14 protein-coding genes are annotated in these 18,960 nt (G+C 68.5%); 7 read left to right on the forward strand and 7 right to left on the reverse strand.

The genetic code is table 11. The annotated features are described in order from the left end of the window. A partial coding sequence (locus tag FV217_RS11140) for a C40 family peptidase (RefSeq protein ID WP_147817254.1) occupies positions 1 to 735 on the forward strand: 735 nt, incomplete at its 5' end. A 39-nt stretch (positions 736 to 774) separates the two neighbouring features. Here the strand turns inward: FV217_RS11140 and FV217_RS11145 are convergent. Genes FV217_RS11145 through FV217_RS11160 form a run of 4 tightly spaced genes read right to left on the reverse strand, consistent with a single transcriptional unit; the run spans position 775 to position 3,618 of the window. Next, positions 775 to 1,248, reverse strand: coding sequence for a low molecular weight phosphatase family protein (locus tag FV217_RS11145; RefSeq protein WP_147817255.1), 474 nt, complete (start codon positions 1,246 to 1,248; stop codon positions 775 to 777). Between the two features lie 33 nt (positions 1,249 to 1,281). Continuing rightward, positions 1,282 to 1,788 carry a UPF0262 family protein gene (locus FV217_RS11150; protein WP_147817256.1) on the reverse strand — a complete coding sequence of 169 codons (507 nt, stop codon included), beginning with the start codon at positions 1,786 to 1,788 and terminating at the stop codon, positions 1,282 to 1,284. Between the two features lie 43 nt (positions 1,789 to 1,831). Continuing rightward, a complete protein-coding gene (hisD, locus tag FV217_RS11155; protein ID WP_147817257.1) occupies positions 1,832 to 3,127 on the reverse strand; it encodes a histidinol dehydrogenase in 1,296 nt (431 codons plus the stop codon). Next, positions 3,124 to 3,618 (reverse strand): DUF2948 family protein, encoded by a 495-nt coding sequence (locus FV217_RS11160; RefSeq protein WP_147817258.1) that lies wholly within the window; start codon positions 3,616 to 3,618, stop codon positions 3,124 to 3,126. Before FV217_RS11160 ends, hisD begins: the two co-directional genes overlap by 4 nt. Positions 3,619 to 3,807: 189 nt before the next feature. Between FV217_RS11160 and FV217_RS11165 the strand changes: the two genes are divergently transcribed. The 3 genes from FV217_RS11165 (at position 3,808) to FV217_RS11175 (ending at position 7,336) form a co-directional block, all read left to right on the forward strand. Beyond that, positions 3,808 to 4,023 carry a heavy-metal-associated domain-containing protein gene (locus FV217_RS11165; protein ID WP_147817259.1) on the forward strand — a complete coding sequence of 72 codons (216 nt, stop codon included), beginning with the start codon at positions 3,808 to 3,810 and terminating at the stop codon, positions 4,021 to 4,023. A gap of 6 nt (positions 4,024 to 4,029) precedes the next feature. Continuing rightward, entirely contained in the window at positions 4,030 to 5,349 is a 1,320-nt protein-coding gene (locus tag FV217_RS11170) for an aspartate aminotransferase family protein (protein WP_147817260.1), read from the forward strand. A 313-nt stretch (positions 5,350 to 5,662) separates the two neighbouring features. Further along, the gene (locus FV217_RS11175) at positions 5,663 to 7,336 is read left to right on the forward strand and encodes a formate--tetrahydrofolate ligase (RefSeq protein WP_147817261.1); all 1,674 of its coding nucleotides are present in this window, start codon (positions 5,663 to 5,665) and stop codon (positions 7,334 to 7,336) included. A 234-nt stretch (positions 7,337 to 7,570) separates the two neighbouring features. On the opposite strand, the gene galU is transcribed toward FV217_RS11175, so the two are convergent. Further along, positions 7,571 to 8,437, reverse strand: coding sequence for a UTP--glucose-1-phosphate uridylyltransferase GalU (galU, locus tag FV217_RS11180; RefSeq protein ID WP_147817262.1), 867 nt, complete (start codon positions 8,435 to 8,437; stop codon positions 7,571 to 7,573). A 318-nt stretch (positions 8,438 to 8,755) separates the two neighbouring features. Between galU and galE the strand changes: the two genes are divergently transcribed. The 3 genes from galE to FV217_RS11195 all read left to right on the forward strand — a co-directional run bounded on the left by galE (position 8,756) and on the right by FV217_RS11195 (position 12,641). Continuing rightward, positions 8,756 to 9,748 (forward strand): UDP-glucose 4-epimerase GalE, encoded by a 993-nt coding sequence (galE, locus tag FV217_RS11185; protein WP_147817263.1) that lies wholly within the window; start codon positions 8,756 to 8,758, stop codon positions 9,746 to 9,748. Between the two features lie 233 nt (positions 9,749 to 9,981). Next, positions 9,982 to 11,154 carry a lytic murein transglycosylase gene (locus tag FV217_RS11190; protein ID WP_238232930.1) on the forward strand — a complete coding sequence of 391 codons (1,173 nt, stop codon included), beginning with the start codon at positions 9,982 to 9,984 and terminating at the stop codon, positions 11,152 to 11,154. A gap of 122 nt (positions 11,155 to 11,276) precedes the next feature. Further along, the gene (locus tag FV217_RS11195) at positions 11,277 to 12,641 is read left to right on the forward strand and encodes an SGNH family hydrolase (protein WP_147817265.1); all 1,365 of its coding nucleotides are present in this window, start codon (positions 11,277 to 11,279) and stop codon (positions 12,639 to 12,641) included. Between the two features lie 69 nt (positions 12,642 to 12,710). Here FV217_RS11195 and FV217_RS11200 read toward each other — a convergent pair whose 3' ends face one another. Both FV217_RS11200 and gltB read right to left on the reverse strand, forming a co-directional pair. Beyond that, positions 12,711 to 14,144, reverse strand: a complete 1,434-nt coding sequence (locus tag FV217_RS11200; protein WP_147817266.1) for a glutamate synthase subunit beta — start codon at positions 14,142 to 14,144, stop codon at positions 12,711 to 12,713. A 101-nt stretch (positions 14,145 to 14,245) separates the two neighbouring features. After that, positions 14,246 to 18,946 (reverse strand): glutamate synthase large subunit, encoded by a 4,701-nt coding sequence (gltB, locus tag FV217_RS11205; RefSeq protein WP_147817267.1) that lies wholly within the window; start codon positions 18,944 to 18,946, stop codon positions 14,246 to 14,248. Positions 18,947 to 18,960 lie beyond the last annotated feature (14 nt).

The following is an 18,960-nucleotide window of genomic DNA, read 5'->3' on the forward strand; positions in this document are numbered from 1 at the left end:
CCGCTGCGCCGCACGCCCCGCTCCGAGGCCGGGCTCGACACCGAGGCGATCATGGGCGAGCCGGTCACGTTCTACGACGTGGTGGACGGCTTCGCCTTCGTGCAGCTCGGCCTCGATGGCTATGTCGGCTACGTGCCCGAGGGCGCCCTCGGCCCGGCCGATCCGGCCCCGACCCACCGGGTCACGGCTTTGCGCAGCTTCCTCTACCCCGAGCCGAACATGAAGCGGCCGAACGGCGGCTACCTCAGCCTCGGCGCCAGCGTGACAGCGCACGAATGCGAGGGCGATTTCCTGCGGATCGGCCCGGGTGCCTACCTGTTCGCGGCGCATGCCGAGGATGTGGGACACCGAAGACCCGACTTCTGCGGCACAGCCGAGCGCCTCGCCGGCACGCCCTATCTCTGGGGCGGCCGCACCAGCCTCGGGCTCGATTGCTCGGGCCTCGTGCAGCTCTCCCTGCTGATGGCCGGCATCGCTTGCCCCCGCGACACCGACATGCAGGAGGCGGCTCTGGGCGAAGCGCTTCCCCCCGGCCTCGACGGGCTGCTGCGCGGCGACCTCGTGTTCTGGAAGGGCCATGTCGGCTTGATGCTCGACGCCGACCGCCTCATCCACGCCAACGGCCATCACATGACGGTCGCCGTCGAGCCGCTGCGCGAGGCGGTCGCGCGGATCGCCGAGAAGAGCTTTGGGGCGGTCACGTCGATCCGGCGCCTGCCGCGAATCGCGGCGTAGCGGATTTTTCAGGGCGGCAATCCTCGCCGCACGCGGGTCTCACTGCTTCAACCGCATCTTGATCCGGTAGGTCAGCCCGTCCCGCACGTCGCGATAGCCGTCGAGGCGCTGTTCGCGGGTGCCGTCCTGGTTCAGCGTCGGGTCGGGGGTCGGCCAGTATTCGACGTCGGCGGCGAGCGTGTGCGTGAGGGCGATGGCCTTGTGGTGGGCTTCCGGGGAGAGGGTGACGATGAGGTCGAAGTTCAGGCCCTCCCACTCCTCCAGCTCCTCGATGGTGCGCGGCTTGTGGCGCGAGGCGTCGATGCCGATCTCGTCCAGCGCCGCCACCATGAACGGATCGCGCGGCTCGCCCGTGCGCACGCCGGCCGACTGCACGTAGATCGATTTTCCGAAATAGTGCCGGGCGATGGCCTCCGCCGCCGGGGAGCGTACGGCGTTGAAGTTGCACATGAACAGCACGGCCTGGACCCGCCGTTTCTTCGCCGGGCCTCCGGGGGGAGCCTCGTCCGCCATGCCGGAATCCTCAGGACGCGCGCCGCGCGCTCATCAGCCCTTCCAATGCAAGGCGAAGACCAGGGTGAACAGCCGCCGCGCGGTCTGGTGGTCGAGGTCGACCTTGCCGTCGAGGCGCTGCTTCAGGAGTTCCGAGGCCTCGTTGTGCAGGCCGCGCCGGCCCATGTCGATCGCCTCGATCTGGCTGGGGGAGGCGGTGCGGATGGCGCTGTAATAGCTCTCGCAGACCATTTCGTAGTCGCGGATCACCCGCCGGAACGGCGAGAGCGAGAGCAGGTGCGTCATCACCGGCTCGCCGCCCTCGGTGGAGATCGCGAAGGACAGCTTGTTCTCCACGAGCCCGATCACGAGGCCGTAGGGGCCCTGGTCGCGCCCCGGAATCGTGAAGGAGTTGTCCTCCAGGATGTCGAAGATCGCGATGGCGCGCTCGTGTTCCTGGTCGGGATTGCCGCGACTGATCGAGGCCTCGTCGAGGCTCACCGCGACGAGGCGGTGACTCGAGGTCTCTTTGTCTGTCGCCTTGTCCGCTTCGGCCGCCATCCCGCCGTCGCCTTCCATCACGTCCCGCGTTCGGACACGCCTATCAGAGGTTCAGCCGGATCGCGACCGAGCGGGCGTGCCCGTCGAGGCCTTCCGAGCGCCCCAGCGCGATCGCCGCCGGTCCCAGCGCCCGGAGCGCCGCCGGATCGCAGCGCAGGATCGAGGTGCGCTTCATGAAGTCGAGCACCGAGAGACCCGACGAGAATCGGGCCGAGCGGGCGGTGGGCAGCACGTGGTTCGGGCCGCCGACGTAATCGCCGATCGCCTCGGGCGTGTGCGAACCGAGGAAGATCGCGCCGGCATTCCGGATCTTCTGCGAGAGGGCTTCGGCGTCCTCGGTCTCGATCTCGAGATGCTCGGGGGCGAGCCGGTCGACCAGCGGCACGGCCTCGTCGAAATCCGCGACGCGGATGATCGCGCCGTAATCGCGCCAGCTCGCCCGCGCGATCTTTTCGCGGGACAACGTGGTGAGCGCGCGCTCGACGGCCTGCTCGACCTGCTCCGCCAGCGCATCCGAGGTGGTGATGAGGATGGCCTGCGCCGCCTCGTCGTGCTCGGCCTGGGCGAGCAGGTCGGCGGCGATCCAATCGGGGTTGGCGTGGTGGTCGGCGAGGATCAGCACCTCGGAGGGGCCGGCGATCATGTCGATGCCGACCTGGCCGAACACCCGGCGCTTGGCCGCCGCGACATAGGCGTTGCCCGGCCCGACGATCTTGGCGACGGGCGCGATGCTCGCGGTGCCATAGGCCAAGGCCGCCACCGCCTGCGCGCCGCCGACGCGAAAGATCTCGGTGACGCCGGAGATGTGGGCGGCGGCCAGCACCAGCGGGTTGAGCCGTCCGTCCGGCGTCGGCACGACCATGGCGACGCGCGGCACGCCGGCGACGCGGGCGGGCACGGCGTTCATCAGCACGGAGGAGGGGTAGCTCGCGGTGCCGCCCGGCACGTAGAGCCCGACGGATTCGAGCGCCGTCCAGCGCCAGCCCGCGGTGACGCCGAGATCGTCGGTGGCGAGGTGGTCCTTCGGGATCTGCAGGCGGTGATAGGTCTCGATCCGCTCGGCGGCGAGGCGCAACGCCGTGAGCTGCTCGGCCGGGCACTGCGCCAGCGCGGCCTCGACCTCCTCGGCGGTGAAGCGCAGCGAAGCCTCCGAGAAGTCGTCGCCGAGCCGGTCGAAGCGGCGGGTGTAGTCGACGAGCGCCGCGTCGCCGCCCGAGACCACGCCGGCGATGATGCCGCGCACGGTCTCGTCGACGTCTTCGGATATCTCGCGCTTCACGCTGAGGAGGCGGGCAAAGCCCTCGGCGAAGGACGGGTCGCGGCTGTCGAGGCGGATCATGAGGTGATGTCTCGGGTCTGGCCCTGCAGCACGGCCTGGCCGGCCTGTTCGGCGTCGTGGTCGGGACGGCCCTCGGCTTCCCAGACGGGCCCGAGATCCTTCATGCGGACCTCGATGCACTCGACGTCGAGCCGGACCGCGATGCCGTCGGCGAAGACGAGGGTGGCGGTGCCGGACGGCGCCTCGCCGGGCTCGAAGGTGACGGCGAGCAGGCTCAGGATCTCGTCGGATGTCTGGCCCGGCACGATGCCCATGTTTTTGAGCCCCTTGGCCTTCACGCTCATCACCCGCTCGAAATGCACGCCGACGAGCCGGCGGCGCGGCGCTTTGCCGGGGGCGGTGGAGCGGTCGAAACGGCGGGCCACCAGCACGAAGCGATGCTCGCCCGGTAGCCAGGCGAGGTCGTCCGCGCGCAGGATCGCATCCTGCAGATGCGCCGAGACGACGGCGAGATCCTCGGTGTCGAGGGCGGCGAGCTTGAGAAGCTCCACGGAGGGCTCCGGAGGGAGGCGGGGTCGCGCGCAGACGGCGACCGGTCGGCGTCTAGGTAGCGAGGCGCTTCCCCCGCGGCAACTGCGGTGGCGGCGCAGGCCCGGTCCCTGCGCGGCGCTTGCCCTGCGCTCGACCGCACCGACATGAGTCTGCCGACACCGAGTCTCGGGCTAAACGAGAGGCGCGCCATGGACCGCACCGAACTGATCCTGAACGTCGAGGGCATGACCTGCGGCGGCTGCGCGGAGTCCGTCCGCAAGACCATTTGCCGGCTCGACCCCGACGCCGAGGTCGCCGTCGACCTGGAGCGCCGCCGGGTGACGGCGACGACCCGCGCGCGGAGTCTCGAGATTGCGCAGGCGCTGGACAAGGCTGGTTTCACGGCCAGCGCTATGACGGGCTGAGGCACCATGGACGCTCCCCGCAACGACCGCGACGCCTGGTGGATGCCCTTCACCGCCAATCGCGCCGCCAAGCGCGATCCGCGCCTGATCGCGAGCGCGGAGGGCATGCATTACCGCACGCCCGATGGGCGCACCCTGCTCGACGGCATCTCGGGGCTGTGGTGCTGCAATGCCGGGCACAACCGCGAGCCGATCGTGGCGGCGATCCAGGCCCAGGCGGCGCAGCTCGACTATGCGCCGCCGTTCCAGTTCGGGCACGAGGGCGCCTTCGCGCTGGCCGCACGGATCGCGGCGCTGGCGCCGGGGGATCTCGACCACGTCTTCTTCTGCAACTCGGGCTCCGAGGCCGTCGACACCGCGCTGAAGATCGCGCTGGCCTATCGCCATGCCACGGGGGAGGGCGGCCGCACGCGGTTCGTCGGGCGCGAGCGCGGCTATCACGGCGTCGGCTTCGGCGGGATTTCGGTCGGCGGCCTCGCCGGAAACCGCAAGGTCTTCGGCCACGGCCTCTCGGGCGTCGACCACCTGCCGCATACCTACGACCGCGAACGGCAGGCGTTTTCCAAGGGCGAGCCCGATTGGGGTGGCCATTTAGCCGACGAACTGGAGCGCATCGTCGCCCTGCACGACGCCTCCACGCTCTGCGCCGTCATCGTCGAACCGATGGCCGGCTCCACCGGCGTGCTGCCGCCGCCAAAAGGCTACCTACAGACACTGCGAAACATCTGCGACCGGCACGGCATCCTGCTGATCTTCGACGAGGTCATCACCGGGTTCGGGCGTCTCGGCTTCGCCTTCGCGGCCGAGCGCTACGGCGTCACGCCGGACATGATCTGCTTCGCCAAGGGCGTGACCGCCGGCGCGGTGCCGCTCGGCGGGGTGATCGTGCGGGAGGGCATCCACGCCGCGCTGATGACGGGACCCGAGCGGGCGATCGAGCTGTTTCACGGCTACACCTATTCCGGCCACCCCCTCGCCTGCGCCGCCGGCCTCGCCGCGCTCGATCTCTACCGGGACGAGGGCCTGTTCGCGCGCGCCCGCACTCTGGAGCCTGTCTTCGCCGACGCCGTGATGAGCCTGCGCGGCGAGCCGAACGTGCTCGACATCCGCACCCTCGGCCTCGCCGCCGGCATCGACCTCGCGCCCCGGCCCGACGCGCCCGGCGCGCGGGGCTACGACGCCATGGTCGAGGCGTTTCACCGGCACGACCTCGTCGTCCGGGTCTCGGGCGATACGCTGACGCTCTGCCCGGCGCTGATCGTGAGCGAGGATCAGATCGGTGAACTGGTGGAGAAGACGCGGGCGGTGATCCGGGCGGTGGCGTGAACGGCGCTCTCTTACCAGTGGCCCTTACGGCTGACGCCGTCAGGGATGTCCGCCGCACGCGCGGCGACGCGCATTCGCGCTGGCCAACGGCCGACGGCTTGTCAGAGCCGAAGCTTACGGCCGCTGGTATCAAACAAAATTTGGCCCAAACCTCCAAAAAATCCGAGACGCTTTTCTCAGCCCACTCGACCACAACGCGCAGAACGCCTTATCTCGGCAGTTGAGCATTTCACGATCCGGCCGCGTGCGCCCGCGTGCCCGGCCCAAGAAATTGCAGCGACGCCCAAACCCAAAAAAGAACGAAGGAGAGGATATGCCCTCAGACATCGAGATCGCCCGCGCGGCGACGCTGAAGCCCATCGCGGAGGTCGCGGCCAAGGTCGGCATTCCGGAGGACGCGCTTCAGAACTACGGCAAGCACATCGCCAAGATCGATCACGGCTTCATCAAGTCGCTCGGCGACAAGCCGAACGGCAAGCTCGTGCTCGTCACCGCGATCTCGCCGACCCCGGCGGGCGAGGGCAAGACCACCACGACGGTGGGCCTCGGCGACGCGCTCAACCGCATCGGCAAGAAGGCCGTGATTTGTATCCGCGAGCCCTCGCTCGGCCCCTGCTTCGGCATGAAGGGCGGGGCGGCCGGCGGCGGCAAGGCGCAGGTCGTGCCGATGGAGCAGATCAACCTGCACTTCACCGGCGACTTCCACGCCATCACCTCGGCGCACTCGCTCGCCGCCGCGCTGATCGACAACCACGTCTACTGGGCGAACGAGCTCAACATCGACGTGCGCCGCATCCACTGGCGCCGCGTGGTCGACATGAACGACCGGGCGCTTCGCGCCATCAACCAGTCGCTCGGCGGCGTCGCCAACGGCTTCCCGCGCGAGGACGGCTTCGACATCACCGTGGCCTCCGAGGTCATGGCGGTGTTCTGCCTCGCCAAGGACCTCGCCGACCTCGAGGAGCGCCTCGGCAAGATCGTCATCGCCGACACCCGCGACCGCAAGCCCGTCACCCTCAAGGACGTGAAGGCCACGGGCGCGATGACCGTGCTCCTGAAGGACGCCCTGCAGCCCAACATCGTTCAGACGCTCGAGGGCAACCCGGCCCTGATCCATGGCGGACCCTTCGCCAACATCGCCCATGGCTGCAACTCGGTGATCGCGACGCAGACCGGCCTGAAGCTCGGCGACTACGTCGTGACCGAAGCCGGCTTCGGCGCCGACCTCGGCGCGGAAAAGTTCATCGACATCAAGTGCCGCCAGACCGGCCTCGTCCCGTCCGCGGTGGTGATCGTCGCGACGATCCGCGCCCTCAAGATGCATGGCGGCGTCAACAAGAAGGAACTCGCCGGGGAGAACATCGAGGCCCTGGAGAAAGGCTTCGCCAACCTCGCCCGGCACGTGACCAACATGCGCAGCTTCGGCCTGCCCGTGGTGGTGGGCGTGAACCATTTCTTCCAGGACACCGATGCCGAGCACGCCAAGCTGAAGGAGCTGTGCCGCGACAAGCTCGACGTGGAAGCCATCACCTGCAAGCACTGGGCTGACGGTGGCGCCGGCGCGGAAGAGCTCGCCAACGCCGTCGTCAAGCTCGCCGAGGGCGAGGCGAAGCCGCTGACCTTCGCCTACGAGCTCGAGGGCAAGCTGTCCGACAAGGTCAAGGCGATCGCGACCAAGCTCTACGGCGCGTCCGGCATCTCGATCGATGCGAAGGCGGCGACCAAGCTCGCCGGCTTCGAGAAGGACGGCTACGGCAACCTGCCGGTCTGCATGGCCAAGACGCAGTACTCGTTCTCCACCGACCCGACCCTGATCGGCGCTCCCTCCGACCACGTCATCGCGGTGCGCGACGTCCGCCTTTCGGCCGGCGCCGGCTTCGTGGTGGTGATCTGCGGAGAGATCATGACCATGCCGGGCCTGCCCAAGGTCCCGGCCGCGGACACGATCCGGCTCGACGAGAAGGGCCAGATCGACGGGCTGTTCTAGGAACCGCGACGCCCACCCTCTCCCCGCACGCGGGGAGAGGGCCGTGGCCCCTCGTCGGGTCCACGGCAAGCGGAGGCGAAGCCGAAGCGGGGGTGAGGGGGCGGCTCCGAACGAGACTCCTCCGGCGGCGACCCCTCACCTTCGGCTGCCGCCTTGCCCCGCCGACGACGAGGTCGTCGCGGCCCTCTCCCTGCAAGCGGGGCGAGGGGGTGCGCTCAGGCCGCGCGTGTACCTTCAGCCCTCGCCGAGCAGCGCCCGGATCTCCGCCGTCAGCGCATCCTTCAGATCCGGCCGCTGCAACCCGTAGGCGATGTTCGCGGTGAGGAAGCCGAGCTTCGAGCCGGTGTCGTAGGTCTTGCCGTCGTAGCGCATGCCGAAAAACTTCTGCGCGTCCATCAGCTCGAGCATCGCGTCGGTGAGCTGGATCTCGCCACCGGCGCCCTTCTTGCCGTGCTCCAGGATCGAAAAGACCTCGGGCTGCAGGATGTAGCGGCCGGAGATGATGAAATTCGAGGGCGCGGTGCCCTGCTTCGGCTTCTCGACCATGCCGGTGATCTCGAAGGTCTGGCCGAACGTCTCGCCGACGGAGACGATGCCGTATTGGTGCGTCTCCTCCGGCTTCACCTCCTCCACCGCGATGACGTTGCCGCCGTGCTCCTCGTAGGCCGCCAGCATCTGGCCCATGCAGCCGGGGCTGAGCATGTCGGGCAGCAGCACCGCGAAGGGCTCGTCGCCGACGATCTCGCGGGCGCACCAGACGGCGTGGCCGAGGCCGAGGGGGGCCTGCTGGCGGGTGAAGCTGGTCTGGCCGGCCTTGGGCAGGTCCTTCTTCAGCTCCTCGTAGGCCGCCGTCTTGCCGCGCTCCTGCAGGGTGTGGTCCAGCTCGAACGCGATGTCGAAATGGTCCTCGATCACCGCCTTGCCGCGCCCGGTGACGAAGATGAAATGCTCGATGCCGGCAGCCCGCGCCTCGTCGACGACATGCTGCACCACCGGCCGGTCGACCACGGTGAGCATCTCCTTCGGCATGGCCTTGGTGGCCGGCAGGAAGCGCGTGCCGAGACCGGCGACGGGAAGGACGGCTTTGCGGATTTTCTTCATGGAGCGGGACCCGTTTGTGGCGTGCGTCGGGACGCGTTGTGGCTGAGATTACATAGCACGGCGTTGGCTGGCTTCACTGTGGGCAAAACGTGCCTGAGAGGGAATTCCCGCGAGATGCGTACGGCGCCGTCGTGACCCGTCAGCCGATACTCGGGAGACATCCGGAAGGCGTCCCTTTCGGTCAAGCGCACCGTGCCTTGGCTTGGCTGAGCGATGCCGACGACGGTTTGCTCTGCCGACCGTAAGCAGTCGATGGTGCTTCATCCGCGCCCCACCATTGTGTAGCGTCAACCTGCAACTGTGGGGACCTGAAACACGATGGCGGTACTGGTCACGGGAGGCGCCGGCTATATCGGCAGCCACATGGTGCTCGCGCTGATCGATGCCGGGCACGACGATGTCGTGGTGATCGACGATCTCTCCACCGGCTTCGATTGGGCGCTGCCGCCCGAGGTGACACTGGTGGTGGGCGACGTGGCCGACCAAGAGCTCGTCGCCAAAACCATCCGCGAGCATGAGATCGAGGCGCTGGCGCATTTCGCGGCGCGGATCGTGGTGCCGGACTCGGTGACCGACCCGCTGCACTACTACCTTGCCAACACCGTCAAGACGCGGGCGCTGATCGAGACGGCGGTGCAGGAGGGCGTCAAGCACGTCATCTTCTCATCGACCGCGGCGGTCTACGGCGAGCCCGAGACCGTGCCGGTGCCGGAGAATCTGGCCACCAACCCGATCAACCCCTACGGCCGCTCGAAGCTGATGAGCGAGTGGATGATCGCCGACGCGGCCAAGGCGCACGGCTTCAGCTACGTCATCCTGCGCTACTTCAACGTCGCCGGGGCCGACCCGCGCGGGCGCTCCGGCCAGTCGACACCGAACGCCACGCACCTGATCAAGGTCGCGACGCAGGCGGCACTCGGGCAGCGCACGCATCTCGACGTCTACGGCACGGACTACCCGACGCCGGACGGTTCGTGCCTCCGCGACTACATCCAGGTCTCGGACCTCGCCGAGGCGCATCTCGTCGCGCTGAACCACCTGCGCGGCGGCGGCGACAGCCTGACGCTGAATTGCGGCTACGGGCGCGGCTATTCGGTGCTGGAGGTGATCGAGGTGGTGAAGCGCGTCTCGGGCAAGGATTTCGAGGTCAGGCTTTCACCGCGCCGGGCCGGCGATCCGGCGCAGATCGTGGCGGGAGCGGACCGGATCCGCAACGAACTTGGCTGGGTGCCGAAGCACGACGACCTCGACGGCATCGTGCGGCAGGCGCTGGATTGGGAAGATGCCTTGGTGAAGCGGAACCGGGTGTGATGACGAAGGGTGCCGACGCTGCGCGAAACCCTCTCCCCCGAAAGACCTCGGGCTTGCCCGAGATCTGTCCTCTTGATGCCCATGTCGGGCAGGCCCGACATGGGGTGAGCGAGGGTCGGGAGAGGGGAGCGACGCTTCCAGATATGTTGCTCCCCTCTCCCGACCCGCTTCGCGGGCCACCCTCCCCCGCAGAGGGGGGAGGGGAGTCGCGCTGGCACCGCCGTGCGATTCTCGTGTCGGTCGTCGGGCTTGCCGCGTCCGTCGGAAACCGCCGCGCGCTCGCAGCCGCCGACCCCGACTTCCGCGCCTTCCTCGACGCTCTCCGCCCCGACGCCCAGGCCCGCGGCATCTCGCAAACGACCTTTGACGCCGCGTTCCGCGACGTCACTGCCCCAGACCCCGACGTCATCGGGCGCACGAAGAAGCAGAGCGAGTTCAGCCGGCCGGTCTGGGAGTATCTCGTCGGCGCAATCTCGCCCGGGCGGCTCGACCGCGGGCGGGCGCATGCCGCACGGCTCGCGGAGACGCTCGCGAAAATCGAAAAGAACTACGGCGTGCCGCGCTGGGTCATGCTCGCGTTCTGGGGCATCGAATCGGATTTCGGCACGAGCCCCGGCACTTTGCCGGTGGTGCGGGCGCTGGCGAGCCTCGCCTATGCACGGCACCGCGGCGATATCTTCCGGGCCGAAATCCTGGCGGCCCTGGAGATCCTGGAGCGGGGGGACATCACGCCCGACAGGATGAAGGGCTCCTGGGCCGGGGCCATGGGGCAGGTGCAGTTCCTGCCCTCGGTGTTCCTGACATACGCGGTCGATTTCGACGGCGACGGGCATCGCGACATCTGGGGCTCGCAGGCCGATTCGCTGGCCTCGATCGGGCATTATCTGAAAGAGATCGGCTGGAACCCGGCCTATTCCTGGGGCTACGAGGTGCGGCTGCCGCCGGATTTCGACCTGAGCCGCTACAAGGGCGACTTTTCGGATTTTGGCCGGCGCGGCGTCAAGCGGACCGACGGCAAGGCGTGGCCGGCGAACGGCACCGGTTCGCTGTTCCTGCCCGGCGGCCTCGGCGGGCCGGTGTTTCTGATCACCGACAATTTCGAGGTGATCCGAGTCTACAACACCAGCGATTCCTACGCCCTTGCCGTCGGCCACCTCGCCGACCGGCTCTCCGGCGCACCGGCGCTCGCCGCCCCTTGGCCGAGCGGCGCGGCCCGGCTCGACAACGCGGGGTTGAAGTCGCTGCAGGAGGGGCTTGCGGCCGGCGGATTCTACAGCGGCGAGTTCGACGGCCGGGCCGGCCCGAAACTGCGCGAGGCCGTGCGGCAGTACCAGATCCGGGCCGGGCTGCCGGCCGACGGTTACGCGGGGCCGGCGCTGCTGGCGCACGTGGCTGGACGGCGCTGAGCCGCCGTTTCGGCCCCCGTGTTCGACACGGTGCGCATCTGGGTTATCATCCTGGCGATCACCGTGACGATCTCAGGCAGCATGCGCCGGCCTTCCTTCGGCGCAGCAGAACGGGCAGCCGTATGGCCTTCTCACCGAGGCATCTCGCGACCGTCGCGCTCCTCGCAGCCGCGGCATTTCTGACGCCCGTGCAAGGGGTCCGGGCGCAGTGGGGCGACAGCTACGACGCGCCGCGCGACCCGTATTACGCGCCGCGCCGCCGCGCCGTCCGCGAAGACCGCCGCTACGCTCCCCCGCAGGAGGCTCCGCGCCAGTTCTACTGGCCCTGGGAGGACCGCCCGCAGCAGCAGGTCCAGCCGAATCGTGAAGTCGCGCCAAGGACTTACAGTCGGCCTGCGCGTCCGCGTCCGCCCTCCGTCGGGTCGAGCGGACAGGAGGCTCCCGTCGCCCGCAAGCGCACGCCCAGCCCCGCGCCCAGCGTCGCCAAGCCACTCCCGCCGGCTCCCGCGAAAACCGCCCCCACCGTCCAGGTCGCGGTCTTCGGCGACTCTCTCGCCTCCTATCTTTCCAAGGGCTTGGACGACGTTTTTCGCGACAACGCCGACGTCGCGGTGATCGACCGCTCGCGCGGCGACAGCGGCATCGTGCGCAAGGACGTCGTCGATTGGGCCAAGGCGGCCGACGACTATCTCAACGCCAACCCGAAGACCGCCTACGGCCTCTTCATGGTCGGCGTAAATGACCGGCAGGCTATCCGCGAGGGCGGAGAAAGCTTCGAGCCGCTGAGCGACAAGTGGCGCGAAATCTATGCCGCCCGGGTCGATGCCGTCGCCAAGGTCTTTACCGACCATAAGGTCCCACTGATCTGGGTGAGCGTGCCGCCCGTACGGTTCGAGCTGCTCACCAAGGACTTGGCGACCATCAACGACATCGCGCGCGAGCGCATCCAGAGGGCCGGGCAGACCTATGTCGACATCTGGCCGGGCTTCGTCGACGACCGCAACCGCTACACCGCGACCGGCCCCGACCTCGACGGCCAGCGCGCCACCCTGCGCACCGCCGACGGCATCCACTTCACCAATCCCGGCGCCCGCAAGGTCGCCCACTTCGCCGATCTCGAGCTGAAGCGCATGATGGGCGCCAACGGCACGCTGCCCGTCGAGCCGCCCGCCGTCGCTGCGGTCCCCTCCGGGGCTCCCCTCGAATCCGGGCCAAGTCTCGACGACAGCTCGACAATCGACCGCAAGATCACCGCGATGCTGCCGAGCCTGCCCGAGCCGCCCGGCATCCCGAGCCTGCCGGTCAAGCCCGCCTCGGGCCCGGTCGTGCCGCTCGGCCGCGCCGAGGTCTCGCCGGGTGGGACGCTGATCAGCAGCCGGCCCCGCGAAGGCGACGCCCTAGGCACGGTCGAGCGGACGATGCAGCGCGGCGCCGCCCCGCTGCCGCAACCCGGCCGCGCCGACGACTTCAAATGGCCGCCGGGCTGATTTTTTGAGGTTTCTTCGAGGGATCAATGAGACAGCCGGTCCTGCGAAGCGCCGGACCGGCTTGAGACTTCAGCGCGGCAGGACGCTCTCGCCCATCAGCGCCTCGTCGATCGAGCGCGCCGCCTGACGCCCTTCGCGGATCGCCCAGACCACCAGGGACTGTCCGCGCCGCATGTCGCCGGCCGAGTAGATCTTGGGCTGTGAGGTCCGGTAGTCCTCCTCGTTCGCCAGCACGTTGCCGCGCTTGTCGAGGGTGACGCCGGAATCCGCGACCATGCCCTTGTGCAGCGGGCTCGCGAAACCGATTGCCATGAACACGAGGTCGGCCGGCAGTACGAACTCGCTGCCAGGGATTGGCTGACGCTTGTCGTCGACCCGAGCGCAGACGACGCCGGTGAGGCGACCCTTGCGGTTGCCTTCGAGCCGCAGGGTAGCAGCCTGGAACTCGCGCTCGGCGCCCTCGGCTTGCGAGGACGAGGTCCGCATCTTCGTCGGCCAATATGGCCAGACGGTCAGCTTGTCCTCGCGCTCGGGCGGACGCGGGCGGATGTCGAGCTGCGTCACCGAAAGTGCGCCCTGGCGGAAAGCCGTGCCCACGCAATCGGATGCGGTGTCGCCGCCGCCGATCACGACGACGTTCTTGCTGGCGGCCAGGATCGGCAATTCGCCGTTGCCGGGCATCGGCTCGGCGCCCACGCGCCGGTTCGATTGGACGAGGTAGGGCATGGCGTAGTGCACGCCTTCGAGCTCCTGGCCGGGAAGCTGCGGGTTGCGCGGCTCCTCGGCCCCACCGCAGAACAGCACGGCGTCGAACTCGGCCGTCAGCTCCTCGACCGATTTATCGACGCCGACATTGACCTTGTAGTGGAAGACGACCCCCTCGGCCTCCATCTGCTTCACGCGCCGGTCGATGTGGCGCTTCTCCATCTTGAAGTCGGGGATGCCGTAACGGAGCAGGCCGCCGGCCTTCGGCTCGCGCTCGAATAGATGGGTGTCGTGGCCGACCCGGGCGAGCTGCTGGGCGGCCGCCATGCCGGCGGGACCGGAGCCGATCACGGCGACGCGCTTGCCGGTGCGGATGGCGGATGGCTCGGGCTTCACCCAGCCGTTGTTCCAGGCCCGGTCCGCGATCGCCTGCTCGATGGTCTTGATCGCCACCGGCTGGTTTTCGAGGTTCAGCGTGCAGGCCTCTTCGCAGGGTGCGGGGCAGACGCGACCGGTGAATTCCGGGAAGTTGTTGGTGGAGTGCAGGTTGCGCGCGGCCTCCTCCCAGTCGGACTGGAAGACGAGGTCGTTCCAGTCCGGGATCTGGTTGTGGACCGGACAGCCGGTGGGGCCGTGGCAGAACGGAATGCCGCAATCCATGCAGCGCGCCGCCTGCTTGGCGAGATCGTGCTCGTCGAGCGGCAGCGTGAACTCGCGGAAGTGGCGAACACGGTCGGCGGCGAGCTGATACTTCTGCTCCTGCCGGTCGTATTCGAGGAAACCCGTGACCTTGCCCATCGATCAACCCTTAGCGGCCGGCATCCGCGCTGCGCGCGCGGCCTGACACGTCCGTCTTTTGCTGCAATGACGACCGGCCTTGTCCGGTCGTCTCGGTCACATCACTCCGCCGCCATCGGCATCCGGGCCGCTTCCATCTCGCGCAGCGCCCGACGGTACTCGACCGGCATCACCTTGACGAACTTGGTGCGGTAGGTCGCCCAGTCGTCGAGGATCAGCTTGGCTTTGGGCGAGCCGGTGTACTTGAGATGGTTGGTCAGGAGCTGGCTCAGCCGCTCCTCGTCGTGGCCCGACATGTCGGCGAGGAGATCGACGCGGCCCTTGGTCTCGAGGTCGCCGTCCTGGTGGTAACGACGCATGACGTCGTCCTCCTCCTCCACCGGTTCGAGATCGACCATCGAGAGGTTGCAGCGCGCGGTGAACGAGCCGTCCTCGTCGAGCACGTAGGCGATGCCGCCCGACATGCCGGCCGCGAAGTTGCGCCCGGTCTCGCCGATCGAGACTACGACGCCGCCGGTCATGTACTCGCAGCCATGGTCGCCCATGCCCTCGACCACCGTGATCGCGCCGGAATTGCGCACGGCGAAGCGCTCGCCGGCCGAGCCGCGGATGTAGCACTCGCCGGCGATGGCGCCGTAGAGCACGGTGTTGCCGGCCATGATCGTGCGCGACGGGTCGGACTTCAGGGCCTCGCTCGGGCGGATGATCAGCTTGCCGCCCGATAGGCCCTTGCCGACATAGTCGTTGCCGTGGCCGGTCAGCTCGATGGTCACGCCGGCCGCGACCCAGGCCCCGAAGCTCTGGCCGGCTGTGCCGGCGAGCTTCACCGTGATGGTGTCGTCGGGCAGGCCCTCGTGGCCGTGTGCCTTGGCGACCATGCCGGAGAGCATCGCCCCGGCGGCACGGTCGGAGTTCCGGATCACGTCGGTCAGCACCACCGGTTCGCCGGTCTCAATGGCGTTCTTGGCGCCTTCGATCAGGCGACGGTCGAGGACCTTGTCGATCGGGTGGTTCTGCCGGCTGGTCCAGCGGATCGCCACGTCCGGCCCGACATCGGGACGGTGGAACAGTTTGGAGAAGTCGAGGCCGCGGGCCTTCCAGTGCTCGATGGCGTCACGCTTGTTGAGGAGATCGGAGCGGCCGATCAGGTCCTCGACCTTGGTGAAGCCCATCGCGGCCATGAGCTCGCGCACCTCTTCGGCGACGAAGAAGAAGTAGTTCACCACGTGCTCGGGCGTGCCCTTGAAGCGCTTGCGCAGCACAGGGTCCTGCGTGGCGACGCCGACTGGGCAGGTGTTGAGGTGGCACTTGCGCATCATGATACAACCGGCCGCGATCAACGGCGCGGTCGAGAAGCCGATCTGGTCGGCGCCGAGCAGCACGGCGATCAGCACGTCCTTGCCGGTGCGGATGCCGCCATCGGCCTGGAGCGCCACGCGGCCGCGCAGGTTGTTCAGGACGAGCGTCTGCTGCGTCTCGGCGAGACCGGTCTCCCAGGGACCGCCAGCATGCTTGAGCGAGGTCAGCGGGGCCGCACCCGTGCCGCCGTCGAAGCCGGAGATCGTGATGTGGTCGGCGCGGGCCTTGGCGACGCCGGCCGCCACCGTGCCGACGCCGACTTCGGACACCAGCTTCACGGAAACGTCTGCCGCAGGATTCACGTTCTTCAGGTCGAAGATCAGCTGGGCCAGATCCTCGATCGAGTAGATGTCGTGGTGCGGCGGCGGCGAGATCAGGCCGACGCCGGGGGTGGCGTAGCGAACCTTGGCGATCTTGGCGTCGACCTTGTGGCCGGGCAACTGGCCGCCCTCGCCGGGCTTCGCTCCCTGCGCGACCTTGATCTGCATCATGTCGGCGTTGACGAGGTACTCGGTGGTGACGCCGAAGCGGCCCGAGGCGACCTGCTTGATCGCCGAGCGGCGCGAGCGCCCGTCCGGCCCGGTGATGAAGCGGCGCGGCTCCTCGCCGCCTTCGCCCGAATTCGAGCGGCCGCCGAACGAGTTCATCGCGATGGCGAGCGTCTCGTGCGCTTCCTTCGAGATCGACCCGTAGGACATCGCGCCCGTGGCGAAGCGCTTCACGATCTCGGAGGCCGGCTCGACCTCGTCGAGCGGCACCGGCGTGCGACCGATGTCCTCGGCGGTGCTGATCCGGAACAGCCCACGCAGGGTCTTGAGGTGGTTCTCCTGCTCGTTCACGAGCCGGGCGTATTCGCGATAGCGGTCGTCCGCGCCCATCCGCACGGCGTGCTGCAGGGTGGCGACGGTGTCGGGCGTCCAGGTGTGGGTCTCGCCGCGCAGGCGATAGGCGTACTCGCCGCCGACATCGAGGGCATGCCGGTAGATCGGCGCGTCGCCGAAGGCGTCGCGGTGGCGGATCGTCGTCTCCTGGGCGACCTCGGCCATGCCGATGCCCTCGACCGTCGTCGCGGTCCCGAAGAAGTCGCGGGCGACGAAGGCCGAGTTCAGGCCGATGGCGTCGAAGATCTGCGCGCCGCAATAGGATTGGTAGGTCGAGATGCCCATCTTGGACATGACCTTGAGCAGGCCCTTATCGATCGACTTGATGTAGCGGTAGACGATCTCGTCGTCGGTGAGATCCGGCGGGAACTCGTCCTTCATCGCGATCAGCGTCTCGAAGGCGAGATACGGGTTGATCGCCTCGGCGCCGTAGCCGGCCAGACACGCGAAATGGTGGATCTCGCGCGGCTCGCCCGACTCGATGACGAGCCCGACCGAGGTACGAAGCCCCTTGCGGATCAGGTAGTTGTGCACCGCCGCGGTCGCGAGCAGCGCCGGAATCGGGATGCGGTCCGGCCCGACCGCGCGGTCGGACAGGATGATGATGTTGTAGCCGCCGCGCACCGCGACCTCGGCCCGGTCGCAGAGTCGGTCGAGAGCACCCTCCATCGCCGACGCGCCGGTCTCGGCGGGGAAGGTGATGTCGAGGGTCTTGGTGTCGAAGCGGTCCTCGAAATGCGAGATCGACCGGATTTTTTCCAAATCGCCGTTTGTGAGAATCGGCTGGCGCACCTCCAGCCGCTTGCGGCGGGAGGCGCCTTCCATGTCGAGCAGGTTGGGGCGCGGGCCGATGAACGAGACGAGGCTCATCACGGCCTCCTCGCGGATCGGGTCGATCGGCGGGTTCGTGACCTGCGCGAAGTTCTGCTTGAAGTAGCTGAACAGCGGCTTCGGCTTGTCCGAGAGCGGTGCCAGCGGCGTGTCGGAGCCCATCGAGCCGACGGCTTCCTGGCCGGTCACGGCCATGGGCGCCATCAGCAGCTTGAGGTCTTCCTGGGTGTAGCCGAAGGCCTGCTGACGATCGAGCAGGGTCACGTCCGAGCGCGAGGCGCGCGGCTGGATCGGGTGCAGGTCCTCCAGCACGATCTGGGTGTTCTTGACCCATTCGGCGTAGGGATGCGCCGCGGCGAGCTCTTCCTTGAGTTCCTCGTCCGAGACGATGCGGCCCTTCTCCAGATCGATCAGCAGCATCCGGCCCGGCTGTAGGCGCCAGGACTGGACAATCTTCTCGTCGGGGATCGGCAGCACGCCCATCTCGGAGGCGAGCACGACGAGGCCGTCGTCGGTGACGATGTAGCGGGCCGGGCGCAGGCCGTTGCGGTCCAGCGTCGCGCCGATCTGGCGGCCGTCGGTGAAGGCCACGGCGGCCGGGCCGTCCCACGGCTCCATCAGGGCGGCGTGATACTCGTAGAAGGCACGCCGCTCCTCGGTCATGAGCGGGTTGCCCGCCCAGGCCTCGGGGATGAGCATCATCATGGCGTGGGACAGCGAGTAGCCGCCCATCACCAGGAACTCGAGGGCGTTGTCGAAGCACGCCGTGTCGGACTGTCCCTCGTAGGAGATCGGCCAGATCTTCGAGATGTCGTTGCCGAAGAGGTCGGAATCGACGCTGGCCTGCCGCGCCTTCATCCAGTTCACGTTGCCGCGCAGCGTGTTGATCTCGCCGTTATGCGCCACCAGCCGGTAGGGGTGCGACAGCCGCCAGGTCGGGAAGGTGTTGGTGGCGAAGCGCTGGTGGACGAGGGCCAGCGCCGATACGAAGCGCTCGTCCTTGAGGTCGAGGAAGTACTCGCCGAGCTGATGCACCAGCACCATGCCCTTGTAGACGATGGTCCGGGTCGAGACCGAAACCGGATAGAATTCGTGCACGCGGGTGTCGTCGAGGCCGTAGACGCGGCCCGAGATCGCCTTGCGGGCGATGTAGACGCGACGCTCGAAGGCATCCTGATCGGTGATCGCCGCCGGGCAGCCGATGAAGAGCTGGCGGTGATGCGGCTCGGTCTCCTTGACCGCCTGGCCGAGATCCTCCGGCTCGACGGGCACGTCGCGCCAGCCGACCAGCGGCAGGCCTTCCTCGGCCAGCACCTTCTGGACGATGTCCTCGATGACCGCGCGGGCCTGGTCGTTCTTCGGCATGAAGAACTGGCCGATGGCGTAGCGGCCGGCCTCGGGAAGCTCGAAGCCGAGACGCGAGCATTCCTCCGCGAAGAAGCCGTGCGGGATCTGGGTGAGGATGCCGCAGCCGTCGCCCATCTTCGGATCGGCGCCGACAGCGCCGCGATGGTCGAGATTCTCCAGGATCTTCAGGCCCTGCTGCACGATGGCGTGCGTGCGCCGGTCGTGCATGTCCGCGACGAAGCCGACGCCGCAGGCGTCGTGCTCCTGCGAGGGATCGTACATGCCCTGGGACTTCGGCATGGCGGGATCGCGCACCACCAGAGGCGCGGGGCCGGCGTGGCGCGACGGCACGGGCCGATCGCTCTCGTCAGCGGCGTGGGGCATCGATCCTCCGGATG

Origin of the sequence: Methylobacterium sp. WL9 (genome assembly GCF_008040035.1) — a bacterium.
In the GTDB taxonomy this organism is placed as follows: Bacteria; Pseudomonadota; Alphaproteobacteria; order Rhizobiales; family Beijerinckiaceae; genus Methylobacterium; species Methylobacterium thuringiense.